Below are 23,272 nucleotides of genomic sequence, written 5' to 3' on the forward strand. Positions count from 1 at the left end.
CAAAACCTGTTTACTATACGTATATTATCCAAAATGAACGCGATATTTCCGATAATGAAATCGGATTGACGAACAAGGCAGCCTGACAAGCTGATTCGATCAAAGCGATCAGGTCAGAGACCAGACGTGTTCAACAAGCAATTGCGACCGCTCGCCTCCCCGGTATTGCACCGTTCCCGATACGCCAAGCAACCGCCCGGAAGGCGTGAACAAAATAGCGCCTTCCGTCTTGTAAACCGACTCAAACATGGTGGCATCCAGCATGCTCTCTTCGTCTTCCAACGTAAAAAATACGACCGTCCTTCCGCTCTTGGTCGGCGGCCGATGCGGCCGAATCGCCACCCCGGCGACAGTGACCCGCGTTCCTTCCGCAGCCTCCAGGACTTCTTGAATCGTCTGATAACCGAGCGACTTTAGGCTTGACCGATACAGCGAAAGCCAATGGCCCGATACGCCGACACCCAACAGTTGATATTCGTCGGCCAAGCGCTTGGCCATGGACGAATATCCGGATCTGGTTGACGGCGCGGGAATTGCAGGGTTGGAAGCCAGCGAACGCCTGGGTGGAGCCGCGGCGATCACCGCCTCGTTCCAAGCTCCCTCGAGCAGCGGCAGATTGTGTTCGTCGCGTCTTGCCAGCCATTGCGGCAAATGCCACAGGAGCACCTGTCGATCCGCCGATTCAACCGTGTCAAACGCCCCCACGCGGACCAAGTGTTCGAGATGAAGCCGATCCACGTGCGGTACCCTGCACACCATATCCGCCACTGACAGATACCGCCCCCGCCTGTCGCGTTCCCCAGTGATGGCCTCCGAAACAGGTTGTGAGAACCGTTTTATCAACCGGAAACCCAAACGAATGCTGTCACTCGAAGGAATCGTACAATTCCAGTCGCTTTCGTTGACATCCACAGGCAGGATGCGAATGCCCCGCCGTTTGGCTTCGGCGCAAATGACATGGACTGGGTAATAGCCCATGGGATATTGATTCAAAATGGACGCGTAAAACTCCGCCGGATAATGCTGAACCAAATACGCTGTCTTGTACGCCGTCGTAGCGAACGCCGCCGCATGCGCTTCGCAAAATCCGTAACTTGCGTACGCTTGGATATACGAAAAGATCGTTTTGGAGACATCCTCCGGAATGCCTCCCTCTTTCGCCTTCGCCATGAACCGTTCTCCGATGTTCACCATCTCCGCGTGACTTCGCGCATGGCTCATCACGCGCCGCAATTCATCCGCCTCACCAGGCGTAAAATTGGCAATGGCCGTTGCAATTTCAATCACCTGCTCCTGAAAAAGCACAACGCCGTAGGTTTTTCCGAGAATCGGTTCCAGTTTGGGATGGAGATACATAATGGGTTCATGCCCATTGCGCCTTGCGATAAACGGATCGACCATGTTTCCCAGAATCGGACCGGGCCGGATCAGCGCTACGCTTGCCACGATATCTTCGAGCCCATCGGCGTTCAACCTGGACTGCAAGGCCCGTTGCGCGGGACTTTCGAGCTGAAACACGCCGATGGTTTCGCCCCGGCGAATCATCTCAAACGTCGCAGGATCGTCGAACGGCAGATGATCGTAATCGATCTTTCCTCTCGCTCCTGCCGCGCTGAGCTCAATGGCGCCTTCGACGGCGGCCATGGTCCGCAAGGAGAGCAAATCCAGCTTCACAAGGCCGACATCCTCCACCGTTCGTTTGTCGTACGGCGTCATCCATTCTCCCTTGGCAGACGGCTGCAGGCTCGTCGTTTCATACAGGGGATGTTGGCTGATCACGATCCCGCCGCTGTGCATACCGAAGTGCCGAGGAAAGCCCGCGATATGGCGAGCGATGGCAAAGAGCCATTGCAACGCTTTGCGGTGCGTCCGGAACTCCCCGAGTTCCGGAACCCGATCAAGCAGGCCGTCGAGTTGATCCGCGTGCGCCGACCAAGGAACCCGCTTAGCGAGACTGTCGAGCAAATGCTCCGGCAACGCCATAGCCTGGCCGATTTCACGGACGGCGGAACGGCCCCGAAACGTCTGGTATGTGGCGACGCGCGCCACTTTGTCCCGACCGTAGGTTCGATATACATACGCCATCACTTCATCTCGTCTGTCGGCGGCAAAATCGATATCGATATCCGGGCGTTCCGCCCGTTCAAGCGACATAAAGCGTTCGAACAACAACCCTCGCCCAGCCGCGTCCACATCGGTGATATAGAGACAATAGGCGACTGCCGAATCGGCCGCGGACCCCCGGCCGGCACAACGGATCCCGCGGCTTCTGGCGAATCGGACAATGTCCCAGACGACCAAAAAATAGTCGACATAGCCGAGTTCACAAATCATCTCAAGCTCGTGGTTCAACCGCGCAATCAGCGAGTTGTCCACATCGGAATAGCGTTCCTTGGCCCCTTGAAACACGAGTTCCCGCAGCATGTCCGCACCACTCTGCCCATTGGAGGTGCGAAAATTCGGGAAGTGCGTTTCATTCAAAGCGAGTGCGACTTCGCAGCGAAGTGCAATTTCCATAGTGCGCGAAACAGCTTCCGGAATGCTTTCGAAACGCCGCAGCGCCTCCTCTTGATCATGCAGCCACCTTTGCCGGTTGAGCGGCCGATCCGGATGCGGCGTGTACACATCGCAGCCGAGCCCAATACAGCGCAGGACATCGTGGACGGGAAAAAGCTGCTTATCGACATAGTGAACATTGCTTGTGGCCACGAGCGGGACACCTGTCTCCTCCGACAACTGCGCCATCAACCGCCATGCGGCATAGCGCTGCGGATATCCATCGGCTTCGCATTCCAGATACAGCCGATCCCCAAAAACGCCCCGATATTTGTCGACCCAAGCGCGCGCCCTGCCATATGCCCGGCGATGGAGAGCGTTTTGCAAAAAACTTTTGCGGCATCCGGACAATACGAGCAAACCGCCATGGAGCCGAAATAAATCATCCTCTGACAACCTGGGCTCTGTCCGCTTTTCGGGACCGTCGTGAGCAATGGTCAACAGTTCGCACAGATTTCGAAAACCTTCGCGGTTCTGGACCAACAGCGTGATATGCGTTCCATCGGCCATGGTCACTTCTGCGCCTGAAATCGGTTTAATCCTATAGATTGCGGCCCATTTGTGCAGTTCAGGGAGCCCGGCGATGGTATTGTGATCCGTCAAGGCGAGCGCGGGCATGTTATACATGGCTGCTTGCGCCACAAGCGACTCGATGGAGGACGCTCCATCCAAAAAGGAATAGGAAGAGTGACAATGCAGATGGACAAACATGGTTCCACAACCTTAGTCCCAAATTTTATAAATCCTCCATTCCCCTGACTCACCTTCGAGATCGAGCAAATCGTTTGCTGAAGTCCAAACCCGCATCATGAGCCGCTCCCCTTCGCCTTGCCACCAGTTTCCCATTTCGCGCCACCTGTCGAGGACGTCCACAATGACGTACTCCGTGTCGTGATCGCGAAATGCTTCTGGTTCCATGCCATTCCACCGATAAACCGCGACAGGTCTTTGCACGATCCGAGTCACGAACAATCACCCTCGCAGAATGATATCGAGACGCCGCTCGCGAAATGAAAGTGAAGTGCCCATCCTCAGGTTGGGAAACTTGCGGCTCAACTGTTCATGCACATCTTTCAGGCGAGCCCGCTCCCGCTCCGGCGCCAATGGATAAAACGCGTTTTCATACAGGAGAAATCCCGACTGCACGGCATCTAACGGCCTTACTTCAGAAACGTACAGATCCAGCGACTCCAATCGCTCGCCGTATACCTGGCACCATCCTTCCATCAGTTGAACAACCATCGGCAGCGGCTGATAAATCGGCTTTTTCGCCAGTCGTTCATACGTTCCACCACCCTCGTCTGTCCGCCAGTCCATAGCGAGCCGCAAGGCCCCCGCAGAGATTCGCTGCAACTCATCACACAATTCACTGGCCAGCGATTCGAGAATCCTCTCCATGGCTTCGACAGGCGCATACTCATCGACCGGAGCCCGCCACGACACCCGTCTCTCCAATGGGGGATAATTGCTCTGAATCTTTCCGCCTGGCACTTGTTCCTGCAGATTTTTCCACAACAACGACTGTTTTCCGAAATGGGAGAGCAGCAGACTGTCCGAAATCCATATCAAATCTCGCAATCGTTCGATGCCAAGGTGTCGAAGTTGTTCGCGGACATCCATTGGCATGAACCACGCCATGGACAAGGGAAACTCGGAAATCCATCCTGTGTCGAGCTTACCTTGTCCAGAACATCGAAGTATCCCAGGAGAAACCACCAATTGCTGTCTACCAACGCGATAACAGCCCGCTCCAGGTATCCGCTCCAAGCGGCTCCAGGCCACCAGTGCCTGAGCTAAAAAAGGATTTTCGGCCAAGCCGACGCGAAACCGCTGTTCTTTGTTCAAACCAGAGTCGAATACTTTTAACAGCGATTGCACCTCTGATAAAGGAGGGATTGAGTCAGGAATTTGCACAAAGAACGCGTTGGGATCCACCGCCTGCACATGCGGAGAGATTCGCCACAGGGTCTGGCAGACAAACTCCATGGCCGGCGTGCGTGTATTCGGTTGAGCGGCCACATGAATGCCTGGAAGCATCGATTGAGCCTCTTGAACGGACCAGCCCGTTCGGATGCCCGCCGTTCGTGCCGAGATGGAGGCATCTGTCACCTTGTTGTCGAGCACGGTCACAAACGGCCCTGTATGCTCCGCTGTCACGCCTTCCCCTTCTCCGAATAATGTATACCGCATACCCATGCACCACCAGAACGTATGTTCTCATGATATTATATGCAGAAGGCAGCCTGCATACAAACGTATGTTCGGATCCAAAATCGGCCAAAACGGTTCATCACCGGGATTCAGCAAATCTTTACACGGAATGTCGAAAAATTTTTTGCTTTAATAGAAATCCATGAAACATTTTGTAGACGGCTATCGTCTAAAATGGTAAAGGAGGCTGAAAACTATGGGGATTGGATTTGTCGTAACCATCGTACTACTCGCGGCAGTGTTGGGTGTTTTTTCGAAGCAAGTGTTGGCCTCTCAAGATGAACCGACGGATCACATCCACATCGAACCGGACTTTGCGGACGATTCATTGGACATGCTTGACTCCGCATCGCTTCAGGAAACTGAGGCAGACCGTTCGCACGCTATCTAGCGGTCGCCGCTGTTCCACAGCGAATGCAGGCTTCATACGTCAACTGTTTGAAGTTCCCGCACGAAATTGTGGAACAAGACGACCGCTCGGCGTGCTCTCTTCCACTTCATACATCCAGTCGCACGTCTCTCCATCGGATGGCGTTTTTTGCTCGGCAATCGTTCGAATCCAATTTGATTGAACCGTCTCATAGATATCCGCGCTCATTTGATGGACCCCGTCCAGTAAATCCGTTTCTTCCAACCCGACGAACCGAAAGATTCGCAGCGGCCGCTCTTCCGCTTGAGCAACCATCTCCGCCAACACGGTCAGAGCGTGGACACACAGCGGCTCCCAATCGGAACATGTGCATTTTGTCCCCCACTGCAACTTCTCCAGTGTCGTGTCATTTGGGAATACAGCCAGTTCGTTCTCTTCGATGAACGTCCAAAACCCTTCGTCCCATTGACCCGCAAAATGGGCGGCAATCCACCTTGGACAGTAGGTCAACCACCGCACCACTTCCTGTCGATGCGCTGTGTAGTCGGCCAGCAGAGGGATGGACACGTGGTACGATCCACGCGTTGGTCCCCCGGTCCGAACCACTGCCTGAATTTCGCCTTCCTTCACCGCCAGTTGGGCGACAGCGCCTGCCTTCGCCTCCTGTTTCGCCCGTCGGATTCGCGATTTATCGATGTCCTTCCACACCAGTTTCCACAGCGATTCAAGTGTGCGTTTTCGGGTTCCCGCCTTCATGGCTCTTCCTCCTCCCACACGCCCTGTGGCCCGAGGGTAAACAACTCGCGCAGCGTCTCGTCATCCAACTCGGTCACCCAATCGTTCGAAGATGACACAATCACCTCGGACAATTCGCGTTTGCTCATAATCAGCTGATCGATCCGCTCTTCCAGCGTGCCTGAACAAATCATCTTGTGCACCTGAACGTCTTTCGTCTGGCCAATCCGATACGCCCGATCCGTCGCCTGATCTTCCACCGCCGGATTCCACCATCTGTCGAAATGGAACACGTGGTTTGCCCGCGTCAAATTCAATCCGACGCCGCCGGCGCGCAGGGATAGGACGAGAAACGGCGATGGATCGAGTCCCGATTGAAACGCGTCCACCATCTCCCCGCGGGCGGCGGCCGTCAACCCTCCATGCAGGAATTTGGGTCGAACGCCAAATTCCGCCTCCAGCGTATCGCACAATATCTCGCCCATTTCGCGAAACTGCGTGAAGATGAGCCCGCATTCCCCTTCGTCGATCACGGTGCTCAACAGATCGACCAGTTGCCGCAGCTTCCCGCTCCTTCGAACGGTTGGCGCGCCGCCCGAGATGAGACAAGGGTGATCGCACACCTGCTTCAAGCGGACCAGCGTGGCCAGAATCCGTCCACGCCTGGACATGGAAGTGACATCGGGTCCGCGGATGCCGGAAAAGAGCTGATCCACAAACGCCTGATACATGGCAGCCTGTTCTGACGTAAGATACGCGCGTTCTTCCACTTCCCATTTCTCGGGCAACTCCGTCTGGATGTCCGGATCTGTCTTGCGCCTTCGGAGCAGGACGGGACGCAGCAGCAGCTGCAGTTTTGTCGCGGACTGTCCTCCTCGCCCTTGAACGAGATTGGAAAACGTCTTTCGAAACCAACTCAACGAGCCCAGATACCCTGGATTGAGAAAATCCATGAGCGCCCACAATTCTTCCAGCCGATTCTCAATCGGCGTTCCCGTCAAGGCAATTCGATGCACCGCCCGAATCATGCGCAATGCCTGCGCCTGCTTCGTATCGGAGTTTTTGATATTCTGCGCCTCATCGACGACGACGCAATCGAAATCCATGGAACGAAAGGCGTCGAGATCGCGCACGAGCGTCGCGTACGTCGTCATCACCACATCCATCGATTTCGATCCCGACGACACGTGATCCCAATCACGAGCGGCGCCGTGGTGGACATACACGTTCAATCCGGGGGCAAACCGCTTGATCTCGGCCTGCCAATTGGCCAAGAGGGACGTCGGACATACGAGCAAATGAACGCCTTGGGCTGCGTTGTCCTCCTTTAACTTCAAAAAATACGCCAACACTTGGACGGTCTTGCCAAGCCCCATGTCGTCCGCCAGGCAGGCGCCGCAGCCGATGGAGCGAAGGTGCATCAACCACGCATATCCATATGCCTGATAATGGCGCAACTGCCCCATCAAACCTGCGGGCGACGGCTGATCCGGAACATGGACAGCATGAATAAACGCCTCGACGATCTGCTGAACATGCGCCGCATCGTCTTCATATTCGATGTCCATGGGCAAGTCCGATTGCGACAACAACGACATCGTCCGCGATAAATCGAGGATGGTGGTGGACGACTCGCCCTCCGTGCCAAACGCTTCCACTTGCCGCAGAATCTCTTCGACTGGAACCAGCCGCCAGGAGCCGTTCACCTGAATAAACGGCGTTTGACTGTCGACCAGCCGCAAAAACTCGTCGCGGGACAGCGTCTGATCCTCCACAACCACGGACCAATCGAACTCGACCAGCCCATCCGCCCGGAACCACTGGCCGCTCGTCGACGACACTCTCCTGCCGTCCCGAGGCCGCGCGCTTCCTCGAACGCGAACGCGGACGCGGGTATTCCCCGCCTTCAGCACCTCCGGCGCCTCTACCGGAAAACCGGCCGCCTGTAGAGCGGGCGTATACTGGGCCAAAAACGGATACACATCGTCGACCGGAATCACGCAGCCAACTGGATCTGGTCCAGACAGTGCCGTTCGAATGAGCGGACAAATCACAGCAGCCTCGAGCAGCTTCGGAAACACCCACGCGTCGGGTTCAACCAGTACCGCGCCTCCAATCCGCCAGCGTCTCGACTTCTGCCGCCACCATTCTGCGAGCGGGATCGTCTGACCCGAATACCGATGGCGCAGATGGAACGACACGTACCAGTCCGCCATCGTTCCTTCGCCAACGGGCGGATGCAACCGAAAAATCACCTCGTAAAAGAATCGCCCGCTCCTGTCGGTAAACGCGTCCGAGGCCCAGCCGGATTTCACCAAAGCTCCCCGCATGGACCTCGCCACCAGCCATCCATCTGCTGAAAACGGCGGAGAATTCGTTTGAAGAGCTTTGGACCAGACAGCCATCACATCCTCTTCGCCGCGGTACATGACGCGATACGTCTGACCCGTGGAAACCGTCGAATCGGAGACTGCGAACAGCTCTCCTCGAACCATTTCGTCCACCAGGCTGATGAACAACCAATCGACATCTTCCACGGACAGCGAAACACCCAAACCGTCGATGGCTTCGATCCCGCTGGAAACAATCTGAAATCGGGCTGCCAACAAGCGGTTGGACGACCACGCTGGAACCCACTTGGCAAGAAATGAGCCGTCGCCTGACGACGGCAGAAAATCGTCTCCCGCTTTCGCCGTTTCCCCAAGCAAGCGATGCGCCGCAGCCACGGAAGCCCGGGCTGGAAACGCGCCAGCAAATACGTCCCGCGCTTGAACAATCGTCCGCGCCAATCGCCAGACTTGATTGAGCCAACGCAAACACAAAGACAAGGAGACGGGGGATTGCGAAGACGAGACAGCGCCATCCAGCCGGGTCAGCCACGCTGCCAGCGACTTCAGCGGAATTTCCAGCTCACCAGCATCCTCGTGAAAGCGCGCGCCCTCCACTGCCCCTTTACCCTCGACGAGTTCGCGAAGTCCGAACGGAGTATTCAGTTGCTCGGTGCTCTCCGGAATTTGCCAGCGAAAAAACGTCTGACCATCATCAGACACGCTGCTCGGCAGAGACAGCCGAACGTCCAGCATCAGGTTGTCGATTGTCTCTCGCATCTTCCCACCACTTCTCGTCCATACGACTCAATGCGACGTTCATGAAGACCGCCAACCGATCGTTTCGTCAAAAGACTGTTTCTCCATCATAACATTTGCAGCGCAATACCGAAAATGAGGCTTCGACACAGGGAAAGAGCTGCCCCGCCACAGCAGGAACGCCGATGACGGGACAGCTCTTCAAAACAATCACTCGCGATCTTCCACGCCGAGATCGTCTGGATTGTCTACCGGCGCCAACGTGCGCAAATCGCCTGGCACAGAGGGACCCATTCGAAACGGCGGAACGTTATTCGCTTCGTCCGCGTGATCATCCGGTCCGCGCTCATTGCCATGCAGCTTCTCTTCGCGTTTTGGCGCCAATCGCGACGGTTCGTTTGCCCATCGATTCATTCTATGCCCCCCCTTCCCACGCCATCGCCCGTATCGGGCAACGACGCACAATTAGAGGATGTCCTAAAACAGCGCTTATCAGCACCCGCGCGGTCTTGGAGGCATATCCCCTGGGCATGTCCCGTACATTGGAATAGCAGCTGCAGGAATCACTCCGGGAGAAGGGATCATTGTGTTCAACAGCATCGCCGCAAACTGCCTGCTCGATTTCTTTGTCTCGATGGGACTCGTCATCGGCGGATCGCTGCTTGGCGGTGTCGCGGCGCTTCTCACGCACCACAACCCCAGCGCAACGATGGACACGTTGGCTGGCGAACTCAAAGTTTGGGCCATTGTCGCCGCACTCGGAGGGACGATGGACATGCTTCGGGTGATTGACAAAGGCGTTTTTGGCTTCAACCTGATTCCCATGGCCCGACAGTTCCTTTACTTGTTCGCGGCGTTTCTTGGCTGCCAGGTGGGCTACATCATCATCACCTGGATCACGATGGGGAACGAGAAGCCATGAAAGCCATGAGGCGAGCCATCGGACTCCTTCTGCTGGGCGTTTTGATCGGCGCCGCGATGGCGACCGCATACAGTTCACGCGATCTCAATCGGTTGCATATCGCACTTCGCCAATTGCAGCAAGCCAACGACCAACTGGAGAACGAAAACCAGTTCCTCGTCGCGGAACAAAGCAATCCATCCAACCATATTTTGCGCAGCATCAAGGTCGACTGCCCGCAGGGAACGAGTGTCATGCTGCAGACAGCCATCAAGAAACAGGTTCTGCAGAGTCTATCGTTTTTGCAAGGCAAGTCGAATCAAATATTGCTGCAAAATCCGTATATTCCGTCTGCAATTGTCGACGTACAGACAATTGTGCTCGAGAAACGTCGATACCGCCTTCACGTCTCTGTTGTTATAATGACTGACGACACATTGTATCTCAATGTGAGCGGACAGCCAGAACCAGCGAGCTAGGAGGATATCGATGCTGTACAGCGATATGAGCAAGGAACAACTGCGGGCTGAAATGAAAGATCTGCAAGAGAAGGGCCAACGGGCTTACGACGCCGAAAATTGGCCCGAATACGAGATTCACATGACGAAATGGTATTTGGCCAAAAGTTACGAGATTCGGGATGACGCGCGGATCGAAATCGGCCGTACCTACCGGATTGCGGAAGAGTACGACCGATTGACCGTCACCGCGTTGGAAGGCGTCATGGCGTGGGGAATTCGGCAATCGACAGGTGAGACAACAGCCGTCCCCATCGCCCAGTTGGACGACACGGACGACGATTTCAACTAGATCTCCCGCCCATCGGCTCCACACATCGATGCAGCCCCACGGGCTTACGCCGGAACGATGACGTCCGCCAACTGCTTGGGGGCGCGATTCAACGACTTGGCACCCGTTTCGGTGATCACAATCAAATCCTCGATACGAACGCCAAACTCGCCAGGCAGGTAAATACCAGGTTCGATGCTCATCACCATGCCAGGTTGCAAAACCTGCCGGTTTCCACCCACCACAAACGGAGCTTCGTGAATATCGAGACCGACGCCGTGGCCCGTCCGATGCGTAAAGTACGGCCCGTAACCGGCGGACGCAATGACCTCTCGAACGATCCCGTCGAGTTCTTCCAAGGTCATCCCCGGCTTCGCCGCCCGAATCCCCGCCTCGTTTGCCCGCAAAACCAGTTCATAGACTTCGCGAACCCGAGCGGAAGGTTCCCCAACGACAAACGTCCGCGTGATATCGCTGCAGTAATGCCGATAAATGCCGCCCGTATCGACAATCAGCGTCGTTCCAGCCTCAATCGGGGCGTCTCCAGGCTCGTGGTGCGGCTCGGCTCCATGCTTGCCGCTCGCGATGATGGGCGGGAATGACATTCCTTCCGGACTCGCCTCATCCCAGAGTTGCACCAGCCGCCGCGCCAGCTCGGCTTCCGTCATCCCACTCCGAATCTGCGCCTTCAGCTTGCCAACCACTTCATCCGCCTGCTCGGACGCCTTCGACAGCAGTTCGAGTTCCGCCTCGTCCTTGCACACCCGGACTGCTTCAATCAGCGGATCGCCATTGACCGTCGTCCACTGACTCGCCATCGCGGCTTGGACACCGAGGAGATGTCTCGCTTGCCACGTGCCGTCGACCGCCAGCTGGCCTTGGAGCCCTGACAAGGCTGCCATCACCATCGCATAGGGATTCTCCCCATCGCGCCACGTGCGCATCTTCAAGCCCATCTCTTGCACCGGCATGCTGAACATCTCATGCGCAACGACACTGCATTGTCCATCCTTGCGAACGATGAGGGCCCCTGCCCGCTCCCCCGTCTCCAACCAAACGCCCGTAAAATAATAGAAACAAGCTGGATGTGTAACCGCGATCGCAGAAACATCGGCAGTTGCCAGTTGGGCAATCAACCGCGATCGACGCTGCTCGAATTGGCTCGTCAAAATAGATTCAGCTCCTCCGTATTCAGTGCACGATCCCTTTCAGCACGAAAGCGACGTTCGCGGGGCGTTCCGCCAACCTGCGCATGAAATAGCCGTACCAATCGTCGCCATAAGGGACGTAGACGCGCAGCGGGTACCCTTCGTCGACGATTGCCTGCTGCAAATCCGTTCGAATTCCATAGAGCATTTGGAACTCGTATGCGGATTTCGGGACGGCGTGTCTGCGGATGAACGCTTTTGCGTGATCGATAATCCGCTCGTCGTGGGTCGCGATGGATGTCAGTCCAGGACTCAACAGATGGGTTTCCAGCAGTTTGATATAGTTCGCGTCGACATCGGACTTCGCGGGATAGGCGACTTCGGGCGGCTCCTTGTAAGCGCCCTTGACGATCCGGATGCTTGCGCCTTCCGCCGCCAAAGCGGAGACATCGTCAAAACTGCGATACAAATACGCCTGAATCACCGTTTGCAAGAACGGAAAATCCCGGCGGAGGGATCGATAGATGTCCAACGTCTCTTGACACCGAGCGAAATCTTCCATATCGATGTTGACGCCGACATTCGCGTCTTTTGCCGCCTCGAGTATCATCTGCATGTTCTCCATGCATAAATCGCGGCGGATATCCAACCCCAACTGCGTCAACTTGACGCTCAAGGTGGCGTCCGATCCGGCGTCTCGAATCGCGTGGATCGTGTCCACGCAGACCTTCGCCGACTCTCTCGCTTCGGCTTCGTCGGAGACGAACTCGCCCAGGTGATCCAACGTGGCCGCAATGCCCTTGGAAGCCAGTTCGCGAATGACCGAAATCGCAGCATCAATCGATTCGCCAGCGACAAATCGGCTGGCTCCAAAGCGGAGACCGTATTTCTTGGCCCACCGATTCATGGCTCCGCTGGTCGAGAGCCCAATTAACAATGATCGTAGTGCCTCTTCCACGTTCATCAAGTTCCCTTCCGAGATAAAAGAGCCTCGGCGAGGCTCTTCGCTCATTTCGAAATATGAAGCAACTTCAAGATATTGAAACCGTTGTTTCCGGCAGCATAACCGATTTCATAGCCAAGAAGTACGATGAACGCCACCCAGACGATGACCGCTGCGATGGTCGTCAGCGTGCGCCCTCTCGTGCGGCGCTTCAGGCGCGCACGAACAATCAGGAGGCTGATTGCCCCGAGGCCCAGTATGACGATAACTAGATATACCAGAATCGACAGCCCCTATTCCCGCACCGAATCAATGCGTCGCTGAACTGCGCAACGCAGGCAGAATCTTCTCTGGCCGCAGCGTTCGCACAGGTGTGTGCGTCGACGGATCGTTCGGATCGAATTGCTCCAGGTAGTCAATCACCTCTTTGGTAACGACCGTTGGCGTACTGGCACCGGATGTCACTGCGACACGCTTGGCGCCCATCAGCCAAGCGGGATCGATCTCGCTGACATCCGCCACCCGGTATGCCTTCGTGCCCGCGATTTCCTCAGACACTTGCGCCAGGCGATTGGAGTTGTTGCTGCGCGGATCGCCAACGACGATACAGACGTCCGCCGCTCCCGCCTGTTCAGCCACAGCCTGTTGACGGGTCTGTGTCGCCATGCATATCTCGTTGTGAACCTCGGCGGTTGGAAACTTCTCGACGACAGCCTGCATCAATTCGCGTGTATCCCACTGACTCATCGTCGTTTGATTGGTCACGACAATCTTGTCCGTCGTCAATTGCAACGCAGCCACATCGTCCAGTCCCTCAACCAAGTGCACGTGCCCCGGTGCAACGCCCATGGCTCCTTCTGGTTCTGGATGGCCGCTGCGTCCGATGTACACCACCTCGTAGCCATCGGCAACCTTCTCACGAATCAGATCGTGCGTGCGGCTGACGTCCGGGCAGGTCGCATCAATTACGAACAGCCCGCGTTCCTTGGCCCTCTTCTTCACTTCGGGCGATACCCCGTGCGCGGTGAATATGACGGTACCCTTGTCCACGCGCTCAAGCAATGACAAGCGATCCTCACCGTCGACCGTGATCACGCCCTCGCGTTCAAACGCGTCCACGACGTGCTGGTTGTGGACAATCATTCCGAGAATATAGATTGGCCGCGGCAGCGCTTTATCTTCGGCCGCGCGCTTCGCGATGACCATCGCGTCCACGACGCCATAGCAATAGCCTCGTGGCGTAATTTTGAGGACTTCCATGTTTTCGCCCCCTTCTCATTCATATCATACATCATCGAGAGGAATCGGGATCGAAAATTCGCTGGCAAAACCGTCACGGGCTTCCGACAGCCCGACTTTCAAGACTACGGGCGGCGCCATTGGTGCAGCAATTGCTGTTTCAGATCCCACAGCGGTTTCGACAAATCCACATGATATTCGTGCGGATTGAGATGCCGCCTTACTTCCGACGGAAATGCGCCGAGCTGCGTTTCGACGCGCGCCTGGATGTCAGCCAAAGTCGGCAGCTCGTAGACCAGCGTGCCAGCCTCGAAGATAGGAACCAGCAGTTCCTCCATTTGATAATCTTGCACCGTCTTGCGCTTGTACGTGTGAATTGGATCAAACAACTCCAGCGGCTCCGAGGGGTCGTACACTTCGTCCGCCAAGGCAATCAGGTCCGCAACCGCCAAGCCGTCGACAAACAGCCGAAGCACTTTCTTTTTGCCCGGATTTGTCACTTTGTTCGGATTCTCCGACACCTTGATCTTCGGCTCCAAACGGCCCTCGGTCTCTTGCGCCGCCAGTTTATAGACACAGCCCAACGCTGGACAACCGGCACTTGTAATCAGATGTGTGCCGACGCCCCAGGAATCGATCTCGGCGCCTTGCGTCAGCAAGTCGCGAATGGTGAACTCGTCGAGATCGCCGGACGCGACAATCTTGACGTCCTCCAAACCGGCAGCGTCCAACTGACGGCGCGCCCGTTTCGACAAATAGGCGAGATCGCCGCTATCGATGCGGATGCCTTTCAACGATTGCCCTTGAGCTTTCATCGCCTGGCCAATGCGAATCGCGTTCGGCAGGCCGCTGCGGAGCACGTCGTACGTGTCCACCAACAGCACCGTATTCTCCGGAAAGGCCTGTCTGTAGGCCTCAAACGCTTCGAGTTCCGAAGGAAAACTCTGAATCCAGCTATGCCCCTGGGTGCCCGCCACAGGCAGATTGTACGACTGCGCGGCCATGACGTTGCTCGTCGCGACACAACCGCCAATATATGCGGCGCGCGCCCCGAACAGCGAGGCGTCCACATTCTGCGCGCGGCGCAAGCCCATTTCGATCACGCCGGACTGCGGATGCGCAACATTCGTCCTGGCCGCCTCGACGATCCGGCGCGCCTTGGTCGCAATCAAACTCTGGTGGTTGACGAACGTCAACAACGCCGATTCAATCAGCTGCACTTCGGCGATAGGTCCTTCCACGCGCACGAGCGGCTCATTGGGAAAGACGACGGTTCCTTCCGGCACCGCGTACACATCGCCGTGAAACGAGAAGGAGCGAAGATAGTCCAGAAAATCGTCCGAAAACATCTGCAGCGATCGCAGATACGCGAGATCGCTCTCGCTGAACTTCAGATGGTACAGGTACCAAGCCACCTGTTCCAGACCAGCCGCGATGACATACCCATTTCCGCAAGGATTGTTGCGGTAGAACAAGTCGAACACGACTCGCTCGCGATGTCTGCCAGCCTTGAATTGCCCATACATCATCGTCAGTTGATACAAATCTGTCAGCAACGTAAGCTGTCGATCTCGATAGACAGGCAAACCTGCCAAGGTCTCCATTCGCGATCGAGCACGTTCCACCTGGTTCACCAAACCCATTCATCTCCAATGCGAAAACGATTTACGATTGTGCGTTCAAAAACTCACGAACGAAGCCGCTCAACGTCCCGTCCGAACTCGCGGCCACATCTCGCGTGTCCAAGCGGAACGGCTGTCCATTCAAGTCTTGGACGATCCCGCCGGCTTCCTGAATGAGCAAAACACCGGCAGCGATGTCCCAAGCATTCAAATCAAACTCCCAAAACACGTCGATCCGCCCTGCGGCCAAATACGCGAGATGCAGCGCGGCAGCGCCCAATGTGCGCAAACTTTTGACCCGACTGACCAACCGGGCAACGTTCATCATGACGAGATCGCGATCACGATGGCGGACGGGAAGTCCCGTCGCCATCACCGCCCGCCGCAGCTCGTCGACACCTGAGACGGACATCCGTACGCCCGGCAAGGAAGAACCATCCGTCTGCGTCTGTCCCAACCATGCGCGGACATTGGCCTCGTTCGAGCGATAGGCGCCCTGGCCGCGAACAGCGTAAAACACCTCGTCGCGGTACGGATCGAACACGACGCCCGTCTGGATGTCGTCGTGTTCCGCATACGCAATCGAGACAACCGAGAGCGGGATGCCGCTGACGAAATTGGTCGTGCCGTCCAGCGGATCGACAATCCAGAGGTGCGGTTGGCCGAGCACGTTTCGAGTCGCCTCGACGGCGGCGTCGTGGCCAGGGGCGACGCCTTCTTCGCCGAGAATCTGGTGATCCGGATGGTGACTGAGAATCAGACTGCGGATGAGCCGCTCGCACTCGGCATCGACGTCTGTGACAACATCGGCCAACGAGGACTTGGTCTTAACAACCAGCTCCGTCTGGTATCGCGACTTGAAATAACCGCCTGCTTCCAACGCCGCCAGCAACGCCGTGTCAAGGGTATTCATTCGCCGTTCGTTCGTCATCTTCACGTTCCTCTCGAACTATGTTCAGGCTATTCCTTGAAATGACGCCAATCCAGCTTCGACTCCTGCAACAGATCGGCAAACGATTCGCCCTCATCCTCTTGCGGATCGAACAATTCGGCAAACGACAGATTCGGGTTTTCTTCGAGCCTCTCTTTGGCGTCCTTCTGCAGCGACGCGGAGGTCCTCGCCGCTTTCTGCGGCACAGGAGGCTTCGGACTCGATTCCTCCGCCAATTTCTCTTTCAGTTTTTCCAACTGAGCAGCGATGTCGCCAGAAACCGTTTCACCAAGGTGAAATGCTTCTTCCTTTGGCTTTTCGGGTTTCGGTTTTTCAGGACTCTTGATAACGTCCATCGCATACGCTGGCTTGTCTTGATAGTCGTTGTTCGTCGTCTGTTTTCGCTTCGCACGTTTCGCCATGGCTTCTACTCCTCAACGCTGTTCTCTGCGAGCCACTTGGCTAAAAACGCCTTCTCCTCATCCACCACAGCGGGGTGATCGTTCAAGTAACTGCGCAGGACTGCATCTTCATAGGCAGGATCGTCGGGCGGAACAGACACGTCCGCCAATTCCGCGGTCAATCGCCGATCATACACGATATCCCACGATTCGGCACCATCCACGCGCTGTCGAACTAACATCTGCATATAGATCCCGTCGTCGTCCTGCCCCTCGTGCCGCACGTACATAAACATTTCATAGTCGTCAAACGAATGAACCCAGTCCAATTGATCGAAAGGACGCATCCTATTCCCTCCGCTCCCCGCATTCGCCATACACGCACAGCGTTCATCTGGCTCCTGACGGACGTTCCTCGAACGTGAACTTTCCCGACAATTTTGCTACAATACCGTTAGTCTCGCAACACTTCCGAGGAGGCATTCCCTTGCGCAGATTTTTCTGGGTCTTATTTTTTGTCGCATTAGCGGTTGTGGCCGTTGAAACGTTCATCCCGCGGGGTGCTTGACAACGAATCGGACAGACCTTTTTTCGCCACCATTCACCACCATGTTCGCCATCAATGGAACGGGAAGTTCCGACAGCGTCAGAACTTCCCGCAGCGTGACAACGCATGTACTGGCGAAAGGTATTCGAGCTGATTATACTGACTATAAGATCAGCTTTCAAATCAGCTTTCACACTGGGAACGGTACAGAAGGGAAGGGTAAGCCAATGAGTACGCATCGCTCGGAAGCGTGGTCTGATGCTCACTTTCAGGTGAATGAAGCATTGGGGAACCTGCTCAACCAATTGCGGGATCACGGATATAACCCAAGTTTGCACATCTCATACGACAAGGAAGAACATCACTTGGTTGTGGACCCAATCATTCTCCATAAACACGAATCCGTCAAACAAGTGTACCTCACCTACCTCGACGCATGCCGAGCCCGCGATAGCGCCGTTGAGCAGATCCAGGAGCTACCGAAGCTCGATTTGGGCTTTTGATTTCCATGCACCCAGTCAGACATTCATGGGCACTTCGTCGCGCATCACATCAGCCAGACTCAACGCGTCGAGTGTCCGTGTGATGGCGACCATCACCCGCATCCACACATTTCTCGTGTGGCATCCAGCGTAGAGATCGCATACGTTCTCTGTTTCGCTTGAGCTCGCCACACATGCGATTGGCGCAAGTGACCCCTCCAAAACGCGAACCAACTCTCCGACCGAAATCTCCTCTGGCGGACGACTCAGTTGATAACCACCATTTGCCCCACGGACGCTTTTCACAAAGTTGGCACGGCGCAATTTTGCCATGATCTGATCCAAAAACTGTTCCGGAATCGATTCCGACTCCGCGACTTCCCGCAACGGCACCGGGCGATCAACTCCGGCCATCAACGCCAACGCCACCATCGCCCGCAGGCCATACTCCGTTCTGCTAGAAACTTTCATCACGACTCTCCTCCTTTTACCTCAGTCATCACGATGTCGACCTGTTTCATGAGAAGAGCACAGACAGAAACTTCATTCATCGTAATCAATCCAGATTTCACCGTCTCGAATTTCCACCGGATACGTCGCAATAGGAATCACACATGGAAACGCCGTCGGTTGCCCAGTACGAACGTCAAATTTGCCGCCATGCCTCGGACAAGCGACAACGGCCCCCTGCAGAGTGCCCTGAGACAACGATTGTGCAGCGTGTGTGCACACGTCCGACGTCGCGAAAAAGCCTTCCTCGATATGGTACAGAGCCAGGTCTTCTTCCTCCATCGAAATCTGCTTCATTTCGCCAACAGCCAAATCGCTCTCGTGGCCAACTTTGATCCAACTCATTCCGAAAACTCCCATCATCCACTGTTCGTTAGAGGCAACCGCGATGGGTGCTCGAAAGCGAGCACCCATTGCCGTCTGCGGATCCACCCCATCGCGGATCAGCCGATAGAGCCTTCCATTTCAAACTTAATGAGACGATTCATTTCAACCGCGTACTCCATCGGAAGTTCGCGCGTAAACGGCTCGATGAATCCCATAACGATCATCCGCGTCGCTTCTTCCTCCGAAATGCCGCGGCTCATCAGGTAGAACAACTGTTCTTCGCTTACCTTCGACACCGACGCCTCGTGTTCGAGCGTGACATCGTCGTTCATGATCTCGTTGTACGGAATGGTGTCCGACGTCGAATCGTCATCGAGAATCAGTGTATCGCACTTGATGTTGGCCTTCGCGCCCACCGCGTTCGGAGCGAAGCTAGCCAAACCGCGATACGTCGTCTTTCCGCCGTGCTTGGAAATCGACTTCGACACAATCGTCGACGTCGTGTTCGGTGCATTGTGAATCACCTTCGCGCCCGCATCCTGATGCTGGCCTCGTCCGGCTACCGCAATCGACAGCACCATCGCCTTGGCGCCTTCACCGACCATGTAGACGGAAGGATACTTCATGGTAAGTTTCGATCCGATGTTGCCGTCGACCCACTCCATGGTCGCATCGCGGTGCGCAACCGCGCGCTTCGTCACAAGGTTATAGATGTTCGGCGCCCAGTTTTGAATGGTCGTGTAACGACAGCGACCGCGATCCTTGACGATGATTTCGACCACGGCGCTGTGCAACGAGTTGGTTGAATAAACTGGCGCCGTACATCCCTCGACATAGTGCACAAACGAATCTTCGTCGGCGATGATCAAGGTCCGTTCAAACTGCCCCATATTCTCCGAGTTGATTCGGAAATATGCCTGCAGCGGAACTTCACAGCGGACGCCCTTCGGAACGTAGATGAAACTACCGCCGCTCCAGACGGCGCTGTTCAACGCCGCGAACTTGTTGTCTTCCGGCGGAACGATGGTGCCAAAGTACTCCTTGAAAATCTCAGGGTACTCGCGCAGCGCGGTATCCGTATCCGTAAACAGGACACCCATCTTTTCAAGATCCTCGCGCATTGAGTGGTACACGACCTCCGACTCGTACTGCGCCGAGACACCGGCCAAGAACTTCTGTTCCGCCTCCGGAATACCCAAGCGATCAAACGTATTCTTGATTTCTTCCGGAACCTCTTCCCACGTCTTGCCCTTCTTCTCCGACGGCTTGACGTAATAGGTAATGTCGTCGAAGTCCAATTCGCTTAGATCTCCGCCCCATTTGGGCATTCCCTTTTGAAAGAAAATATCTAAAGAACGCAAGCGAAAATCGGTCATCCAGCCCGGCTCGTTCTTCATCATCGAGATCTCTTCAACCGTCTTGCGCGTCAATCCCTTTTCGAATTTTACGACCGAGACGTCTTTATCTCGGAAACCATATTGGTACTCATCCAATTCCGGCAACGATTTGGCCATCGTAATACCCCCCTCACATAGTCTTCCATCAATGGACTGCGTCTGTGTCCGCTGCACGTTCCAAGGCCTGCCAAGCAAGCGTCGCACACTTGATGCGGGCCGGAAACTTAGAGACGCCCTGAAGCGATTCGAGCTCGCCGAGTTGATCGAGATCGACTTCATTGCCCTTCACCATTTCGCGGAACTCGCGAGAGAGCTCCAACGCTTCCGCGATGGTCTTGCCTTTGATGGCATCCGTCATCATCGACGCGGAAGCCATCGATATCGAACAACCAGATCCTTTGAACCGAACGTCCTTCACGACGCCGTTCTCAACCATCATTTGCAGCGAAATTTCATCGCCGCAACTGGGATTCCGCAAATCCACCGAGATGGCTTCATCGGACAGACGCCCTTGATTTCTCGGATTCTGATAGTGGTCCATAATCACCTGGCGGTATAACTCATCCAATTGCATAGCCGAAGAACTCCTTCGCTTGTTCTAGTGCCTGTGCAAGCGCCTCGACATCGTCTTCGGTGTTGTACAGATAAAAACTTGCCCGCGCAGTCGATCCGACGCCGAGCAGCCGCATCAACGGCTGCGCACAGTGGTGGCCAGCTCTGACCGCAACACCCACGGAGTCGAGAACCGTCGCCACATCGTGCGGATGCACACCATCCAGGTTGAATGTGACAAGCCCTGAACGCGGTTGGCCCGCTGCCGGACCGTAAACCGAGATACCATCCATTTTACTCAAACGATCGACAGCCAACGCTGCCAAATGCGCATCGTGTTCAGCAATTTCCGCCATCCCGATGCGATTCAAGTAGTCAATTGCGGCACCCAGTCCAATCGCGCCCGCGATGATAGGCGTTCCGCCCTCAAACTTCCAAGGCGCTTCCTTCCACGTCGATTCATGGAGTTCGACGACGTCAATCATCTCGCCGCCAAAGTACGTCGGTTCCATTTCTTCAAGCAGCGACTTCTTGCCGTACAGTACGCCGACGCCAGTTGGCCCCAACATCTTGTGCCCAGAGAAAGCGAGGAAATCGCAATCGAGTTCCTGGACATCGACGGGCATATGCGGGACACTCTGTGCACCGTCCACCACGATAATCGAGCCATTCCGATGCGCAATATCCGCGATGTCCCGCACAGGGTTGATGGTTCCAAGGACATTTGACACGTGCGCGATCGCGACGATTTTTGTGTCAGACGTCACAGCCGCCTCGACGTCTTCCAACCGAATCGTTCCGTCGCCTTGCAAGGGCAGATACTTCAGTCTGGCGCCAGTCGCCCGCGCCACCTGCTGCCACGGAATCAGATTGCTGTGGTGTTCGCTCGGCGGCAGCACGATCTCGTCGCCTTGCTTCAACTTTAACCGCGCATATCCATACGCGATCATATTGATGGACTCCGTCGTACCTCTCGTAAACACAACTTGATTGGCAGACGGCGCATGGATAAAGCGGGCAACTTTCTCCCGAGCGTTTTCATACGCTTCGGTCGCCCGTGTGCCCAGTGTATGGACGCCGCGGTGGACGTTCGAGTTCTCCCGCTCGTAATAGCGTTGCAGGACTTCCAACACCTGACGGGGTTTCTGAGATGTCGCGGCACTGTCCAAGTAGACAAGCGGATGGCCATTGATGATTTCCTGAAATATTGGAAAGTCCTTGCGAATTTCGAGCGGATTCATCGTCCAAGCTCCCTTTCAATTCGTTCGACTACGAGGTCTCGCACACCTGCTGTCGGCAACGCGTCGACGGAATCGCTCAAATAGCCCCAAATAATCATCTTCATGGCCTGCGCGTATGGAATACCGCGCGACATCAGGTAATAAATCTGCGTTGGGTCAATCTTGCCCACGCTTGCAGCGTGGCCGCAGCGATTCACGTCGTTTTCGTCGATGAGCAGCATCGGGATTGCATCCGCGCGCGCGGTGCCGTCAATCATAATCATCCGATCATGCTGCTCGCTCCCGGCACCAACCGCACCTTTGACGATTTCAGTCCGACTGCGGTAAATCGTATTCGCCCGATCACGCAACGCCGCATGCATGACGATCTCGCTCTCGGTATTCCGGCCGACGTGTTTCATACTAGCCGTCAATTCGAAGTGTTCGCGGCCGTAACCCAGGCCAACGACTCGAATGAGGCCTGTGGCGCCAGAGCCTTGCAAGACGTTTTCGATCGTTTCGACGCCGAACCCGTCACTCGTGTCGCCGACCGTCCAACGCACGTCCGCGTCTTTTTCCACCTTGGCGCGGCGCGTCAAGAAGTACGTCGGCCCCTTGTGCCATTCGTCAGCCGCAGCCACGTGCACGCGACTGCTTGGCATTGCCACGACTTCAAGCACATGGCTGCTCGCCACTTTCACGTCGCGAGCCGAAGAAAATGTCGTCTCCACGTATTGGATATCCGAAAGTTCCTCGGCCACAACGAGCGATCTCGGATAACTTCCAAACTCCTTGCCCGTCCATACATACACCGTCTCGAACGGCGCCTCAATTTGCACGTTCCTCGGAACATGCAGGAAAACACCGCCGACGAACAATCCGGCGTTGAGCGCAGCCCACTTGCTCTCGTCCGTTGCGACGACTGTGCCAAAGTGTTTACGCCAAACGGCCCCGTTCAAACGGGCACCCTCATGAATCGTTTGGTAGACAACGCCAGCCGCCTTCGCCTCGTCGGTCAGCTTTAGATCCACCAACAATCCGTCGACAAACAACGCGTACGAGTGCTCAATCCCATCCACATACGCCTGCACCTCTTGCGGCACCTTCTCGACGTCTGTGGAAAACGTTCCTGTATCCCATGTCCGTTTGCTCAAGTCGGTCTTTTCGATCCACGGCTGCGGCATCTCGACAAACCGCTTCCAAGCCTCTTCGCGAAGGGCAAGGAGCCACTCCGGCTCGCCAAGCGCCGAACTCACGCGATGAACTTGACCCGATAACGTGTTCAATTCGGTCACTTTGCTCCCC

General features: G+C 55.8%; 24 protein-coding genes. 5 read left to right on the forward strand and 19 right to left on the reverse strand.

Translation table 11 applies throughout. From position 1 onward, the window contains the following. Positions 1 to 108 precede the first annotated feature (108 nt). Genes AAC01S_RS04450 through AAC01S_RS04460 form a run of 3 tightly spaced genes read right to left on the reverse strand, consistent with a single transcriptional unit; the run spans position 109 to position 4,746 of the window. Positions 109 to 3,267 carry a DNA polymerase III subunit alpha gene (locus tag AAC01S_RS04450; protein WP_067619394.1) on the reverse strand — a complete coding sequence of 1,053 codons (3,159 nt, stop codon included), beginning with the start codon at positions 3,265 to 3,267 and terminating at the stop codon, positions 109 to 111. 12 nt (positions 3,268 to 3,279) lie between these two features. Beyond that, entirely contained in the window at positions 3,280 to 3,522 is a 243-nt protein-coding gene (locus AAC01S_RS04455; protein WP_169794002.1) for a DUF6504 family protein, read from the reverse strand. A gap of 6 nt (positions 3,523 to 3,528) precedes the next feature. Beyond that, on the reverse strand, positions 3,529 to 4,746 hold the full coding sequence (locus tag AAC01S_RS04460; RefSeq protein ID WP_067619400.1) for a Y-family DNA polymerase: 1,218 nt from the start codon (positions 4,744 to 4,746) through the stop codon (positions 3,529 to 3,531). A 217-nt stretch (positions 4,747 to 4,963) separates the two neighbouring features. On the opposite strand from AAC01S_RS04460, the gene AAC01S_RS04465 reads away from it, so the two are divergent. Further along, positions 4,964 to 5,158, forward strand: a complete 195-nt coding sequence (locus tag AAC01S_RS04465; RefSeq protein ID WP_067619404.1) for a hypothetical protein — start codon at positions 4,964 to 4,966, stop codon at positions 5,156 to 5,158. 39 nt (positions 5,159 to 5,197) lie between these two features. Here the strand turns inward: AAC01S_RS04465 and AAC01S_RS04470 are convergent, their stop codons facing one another. From AAC01S_RS04470 to AAC01S_RS04480, 3 genes are all read right to left on the reverse strand, one after another. Next, the gene (locus AAC01S_RS04470; RefSeq protein WP_067619407.1) at positions 5,198 to 5,893 is read right to left on the reverse strand and encodes a hypothetical protein; all 696 of its coding nucleotides are present in this window, start codon (positions 5,891 to 5,893) and stop codon (positions 5,198 to 5,200) included. Further along, positions 5,890 to 8,979 (reverse strand): DEAD/DEAH box helicase, encoded by a 3,090-nt coding sequence (locus tag AAC01S_RS04475; protein WP_245630079.1) that lies wholly within the window; start codon positions 8,977 to 8,979, stop codon positions 5,890 to 5,892. The genes AAC01S_RS04470 and AAC01S_RS04475 overlap by 4 nt, the downstream gene beginning before the upstream one ends. 189 nt (positions 8,980 to 9,168) lie before the next feature. Continuing rightward, a complete protein-coding gene (locus AAC01S_RS04480; protein ID WP_067619410.1) occupies positions 9,169 to 9,372 on the reverse strand; it encodes a hypothetical protein in 204 nt (67 codons plus the stop codon). A 172-nt stretch (positions 9,373 to 9,544) separates the two neighbouring features. Between AAC01S_RS04480 and AAC01S_RS04485 the strand changes: the two genes are divergently transcribed. From AAC01S_RS04485 to AAC01S_RS04495, 3 genes are read left to right on the forward strand one after another with little or no spacing between them, the layout of a single operon-like run. Then, positions 9,545 to 9,880 carry a YtrH family sporulation protein gene (locus AAC01S_RS04485; RefSeq protein WP_067619413.1) on the forward strand — a complete coding sequence of 112 codons (336 nt, stop codon included), beginning with the start codon at positions 9,545 to 9,547 and terminating at the stop codon, positions 9,878 to 9,880. Continuing rightward, complete coding sequence (locus tag AAC01S_RS04490; protein ID WP_067619417.1) at positions 9,877 to 10,338, forward strand: hypothetical protein; 462 nt, start codon at positions 9,877 to 9,879, stop codon at positions 10,336 to 10,338. The genes AAC01S_RS04485 and AAC01S_RS04490 overlap by 4 nt, the downstream gene beginning before the upstream one ends. 10 nt (positions 10,339 to 10,348) lie before the next feature. After that, entirely contained in the window at positions 10,349 to 10,669 is a 321-nt protein-coding gene (locus AAC01S_RS04495; protein ID WP_067619420.1) for a YfhH family protein, read from the forward strand. Positions 10,670 to 10,713: 44 nt separating this feature from the next. Here AAC01S_RS04495 and AAC01S_RS04500 read toward each other — a convergent pair whose 3' ends face one another. The 7 genes from AAC01S_RS04500 to AAC01S_RS04535 all read right to left on the reverse strand — a co-directional run bounded on the left by AAC01S_RS04500 (position 10,714) and on the right by AAC01S_RS04535 (position 17,279). Further along, the gene (locus AAC01S_RS04500) at positions 10,714 to 11,817 is read right to left on the reverse strand and encodes a M24 family metallopeptidase (protein ID WP_245630080.1); all 1,104 of its coding nucleotides are present in this window, start codon (positions 11,815 to 11,817) and stop codon (positions 10,714 to 10,716) included. A 22-nt stretch (positions 11,818 to 11,839) separates the two neighbouring features. Beyond that, a complete protein-coding gene (locus AAC01S_RS04505) occupies positions 11,840 to 12,754 on the reverse strand; it encodes a proline dehydrogenase family protein (RefSeq protein ID WP_067619516.1) in 915 nt (304 codons plus the stop codon). 294 nt (positions 12,755 to 13,048) lie between these two features. Then, complete coding sequence (locus AAC01S_RS04515) at positions 13,049 to 13,999, reverse strand: 4-hydroxy-3-methylbut-2-enyl diphosphate reductase (RefSeq protein ID WP_067619426.1); 951 nt, start codon at positions 13,997 to 13,999, stop codon at positions 13,049 to 13,051. Positions 14,000 to 14,103: 104 nt separating this feature from the next. Next, a complete protein-coding gene (locus AAC01S_RS04520) occupies positions 14,104 to 15,612 on the reverse strand; it encodes a nicotinate phosphoribosyltransferase (RefSeq protein WP_067619519.1) in 1,509 nt (502 codons plus the stop codon). A gap of 31 nt (positions 15,613 to 15,643) precedes the next feature. Continuing rightward, the gene (locus tag AAC01S_RS04525) at positions 15,644 to 16,531 is read right to left on the reverse strand and encodes an inositol monophosphatase family protein (protein ID WP_067619429.1); all 888 of its coding nucleotides are present in this window, start codon (positions 16,529 to 16,531) and stop codon (positions 15,644 to 15,646) included. 29 nt (positions 16,532 to 16,560) lie between these two features. Then, positions 16,561 to 16,953, reverse strand: a complete 393-nt coding sequence (locus AAC01S_RS04530; RefSeq protein ID WP_067619432.1) for a hypothetical protein — start codon at positions 16,951 to 16,953, stop codon at positions 16,561 to 16,563. Positions 16,954 to 16,958: 5 nt separating this feature from the next. Next, entirely contained in the window at positions 16,959 to 17,279 is a 321-nt protein-coding gene (locus AAC01S_RS04535; RefSeq protein ID WP_067619434.1) for a hypothetical protein, read from the reverse strand. Between the two features lie 427 nt (positions 17,280 to 17,706). Here AAC01S_RS04535 and AAC01S_RS04540 point away from each other — a divergent pair, with 427 nt between their 5' ends. Continuing rightward, positions 17,707 to 17,982 (forward strand): hypothetical protein, encoded by a 276-nt coding sequence (locus AAC01S_RS04540; protein WP_067619522.1) that lies wholly within the window; start codon positions 17,707 to 17,709, stop codon positions 17,980 to 17,982. 15 nt (positions 17,983 to 17,997) lie between these two features. On the opposite strand, the gene AAC01S_RS04545 is transcribed toward AAC01S_RS04540, so the two are convergent. From AAC01S_RS04545 to AAC01S_RS04570, 6 genes are all read right to left on the reverse strand, one after another. Beyond that, on the reverse strand, positions 17,998 to 18,432 hold the full coding sequence (locus AAC01S_RS04545) for an RrF2 family transcriptional regulator (protein WP_067619437.1): 435 nt from the start codon (positions 18,430 to 18,432) through the stop codon (positions 17,998 to 18,000). A 72-nt stretch (positions 18,433 to 18,504) separates the two neighbouring features. Beyond that, positions 18,505 to 18,816, reverse strand: a complete 312-nt coding sequence (locus tag AAC01S_RS04550) for a non-heme iron oxygenase ferredoxin subunit (protein ID WP_067619439.1) — start codon at positions 18,814 to 18,816, stop codon at positions 18,505 to 18,507. 98 nt (positions 18,817 to 18,914) lie between these two features. Continuing rightward, the gene (sufB, locus tag AAC01S_RS04555; protein ID WP_067619440.1) at positions 18,915 to 20,312 is read right to left on the reverse strand and encodes a Fe-S cluster assembly protein SufB; all 1,398 of its coding nucleotides are present in this window, start codon (positions 20,310 to 20,312) and stop codon (positions 18,915 to 18,917) included. 28 nt (positions 20,313 to 20,340) lie between these two features. Then, positions 20,341 to 20,769 (reverse strand): Fe-S cluster assembly sulfur transfer protein SufU, encoded by a 429-nt coding sequence (gene sufU / locus AAC01S_RS04560; protein ID WP_067619441.1) that lies wholly within the window; start codon positions 20,767 to 20,769, stop codon positions 20,341 to 20,343. Next, complete coding sequence (locus AAC01S_RS04565) at positions 20,756 to 21,988, reverse strand: cysteine desulfurase (protein WP_067619444.1); 1,233 nt, start codon at positions 21,986 to 21,988, stop codon at positions 20,756 to 20,758. The genes sufU and AAC01S_RS04565 overlap by 14 nt, the downstream gene beginning before the upstream one ends. Next, positions 21,985 to 23,262, reverse strand: a complete 1,278-nt coding sequence (locus tag AAC01S_RS04570; protein ID WP_067619446.1) for a SufB/SufD family protein — start codon at positions 23,260 to 23,262, stop codon at positions 21,985 to 21,987. Before AAC01S_RS04570 ends, AAC01S_RS04565 begins: the two co-directional genes overlap by 4 nt. Positions 23,263 to 23,272 lie beyond the last annotated feature (10 nt).

Source organism: Alicyclobacillus acidiphilus NBRC 100859 (assembly GCF_001544355.1).
GTDB lineage: Bacteria > Bacillota > Bacilli > Alicyclobacillales > Alicyclobacillaceae > Alicyclobacillus > Alicyclobacillus acidiphilus.

Excerpts from the sequence above, each read along its gene's own strand:
- AAC01S_RS04450 (WP_067619394.1), bottom strand. The coding sequence starts at position 3,267 with ATGTTTGTCCATCTGCATTGTCACTCTTCCTATTCCTTTTTGGATGGA.
- AAC01S_RS04460 (WP_067619400.1), bottom strand. The coding sequence starts at position 4,746 with ATGCGGTATACATTATTCGGAGAAGGGGAAGGCGTGACAGCGGAGCAT.
- AAC01S_RS04465 (WP_067619404.1), top strand. The coding sequence starts at position 4,964 with ATGGGGATTGGATTTGTCGTAACCATCGTACTACTCGCGGCAGTGTTG.
- AAC01S_RS04470 (WP_067619407.1), bottom strand. The coding sequence starts at position 5,893 with ATGAAGGCGGGAACCCGAAAACGCACACTTGAATCGCTGTGGAAACTG.
- AAC01S_RS04475 (WP_245630079.1), bottom strand. The coding sequence starts at position 8,979 with ATGCGAGAGACAATCGACAACCTGATGCTGGACGTTCGGCTGTCTCTG.
- AAC01S_RS04480 (WP_067619410.1), bottom strand. The coding sequence starts at position 9,372 with ATGAATCGATGGGCAAACGAACCGTCGCGATTGGCGCCAAAACGCGAA.
- AAC01S_RS04490 (WP_067619417.1), top strand. The coding sequence starts at position 9,877 with ATGAAAGCCATGAGGCGAGCCATCGGACTCCTTCTGCTGGGCGTTTTG.
- AAC01S_RS04495 (WP_067619420.1), top strand. The coding sequence starts at position 10,349 with ATGCTGTACAGCGATATGAGCAAGGAACAACTGCGGGCTGAAATGAAA.
- AAC01S_RS04515 (WP_067619426.1), bottom strand. The coding sequence starts at position 13,999 with ATGGAAGTCCTCAAAATTACGCCACGAGGCTATTGCTATGGCGTCGTG.
- AAC01S_RS04525 (WP_067619429.1), bottom strand. The coding sequence starts at position 16,531 with ATGACGAACGAACGGCGAATGAATACCCTTGACACGGCGTTGCTGGCG.
- AAC01S_RS04530 (WP_067619432.1), bottom strand. The coding sequence starts at position 16,953 with ATGGCGAAACGTGCGAAGCGAAAACAGACGACGAACAACGACTATCAA.
- AAC01S_RS04535 (WP_067619434.1), bottom strand. The coding sequence starts at position 17,279 with ATGCGTCCTTTCGATCAATTGGACTGGGTTCATTCGTTTGACGACTAT.
- AAC01S_RS04540 (WP_067619522.1), top strand. The coding sequence starts at position 17,707 with ATGAGTACGCATCGCTCGGAAGCGTGGTCTGATGCTCACTTTCAGGTG.
- AAC01S_RS04545 (WP_067619437.1), bottom strand. The coding sequence starts at position 18,432 with ATGAAAGTTTCTAGCAGAACGGAGTATGGCCTGCGGGCGATGGTGGCG.
- AAC01S_RS04550 (WP_067619439.1), bottom strand. The coding sequence starts at position 18,816 with ATGAGTTGGATCAAAGTTGGCCACGAGAGCGATTTGGCTGTTGGCGAA.
- sufB (WP_067619440.1), bottom strand. The coding sequence starts at position 20,312 with ATGGCCAAATCGTTGCCGGAATTGGATGAGTACCAATATGGTTTCCGA.
- sufU (WP_067619441.1), bottom strand. The coding sequence starts at position 20,769 with ATGCAATTGGATGAGTTATACCGCCAGGTGATTATGGACCACTATCAG.
- AAC01S_RS04565 (WP_067619444.1), bottom strand. The coding sequence starts at position 21,988 with ATGAATCCGCTCGAAATTCGCAAGGACTTTCCAATATTTCAGGAAATC.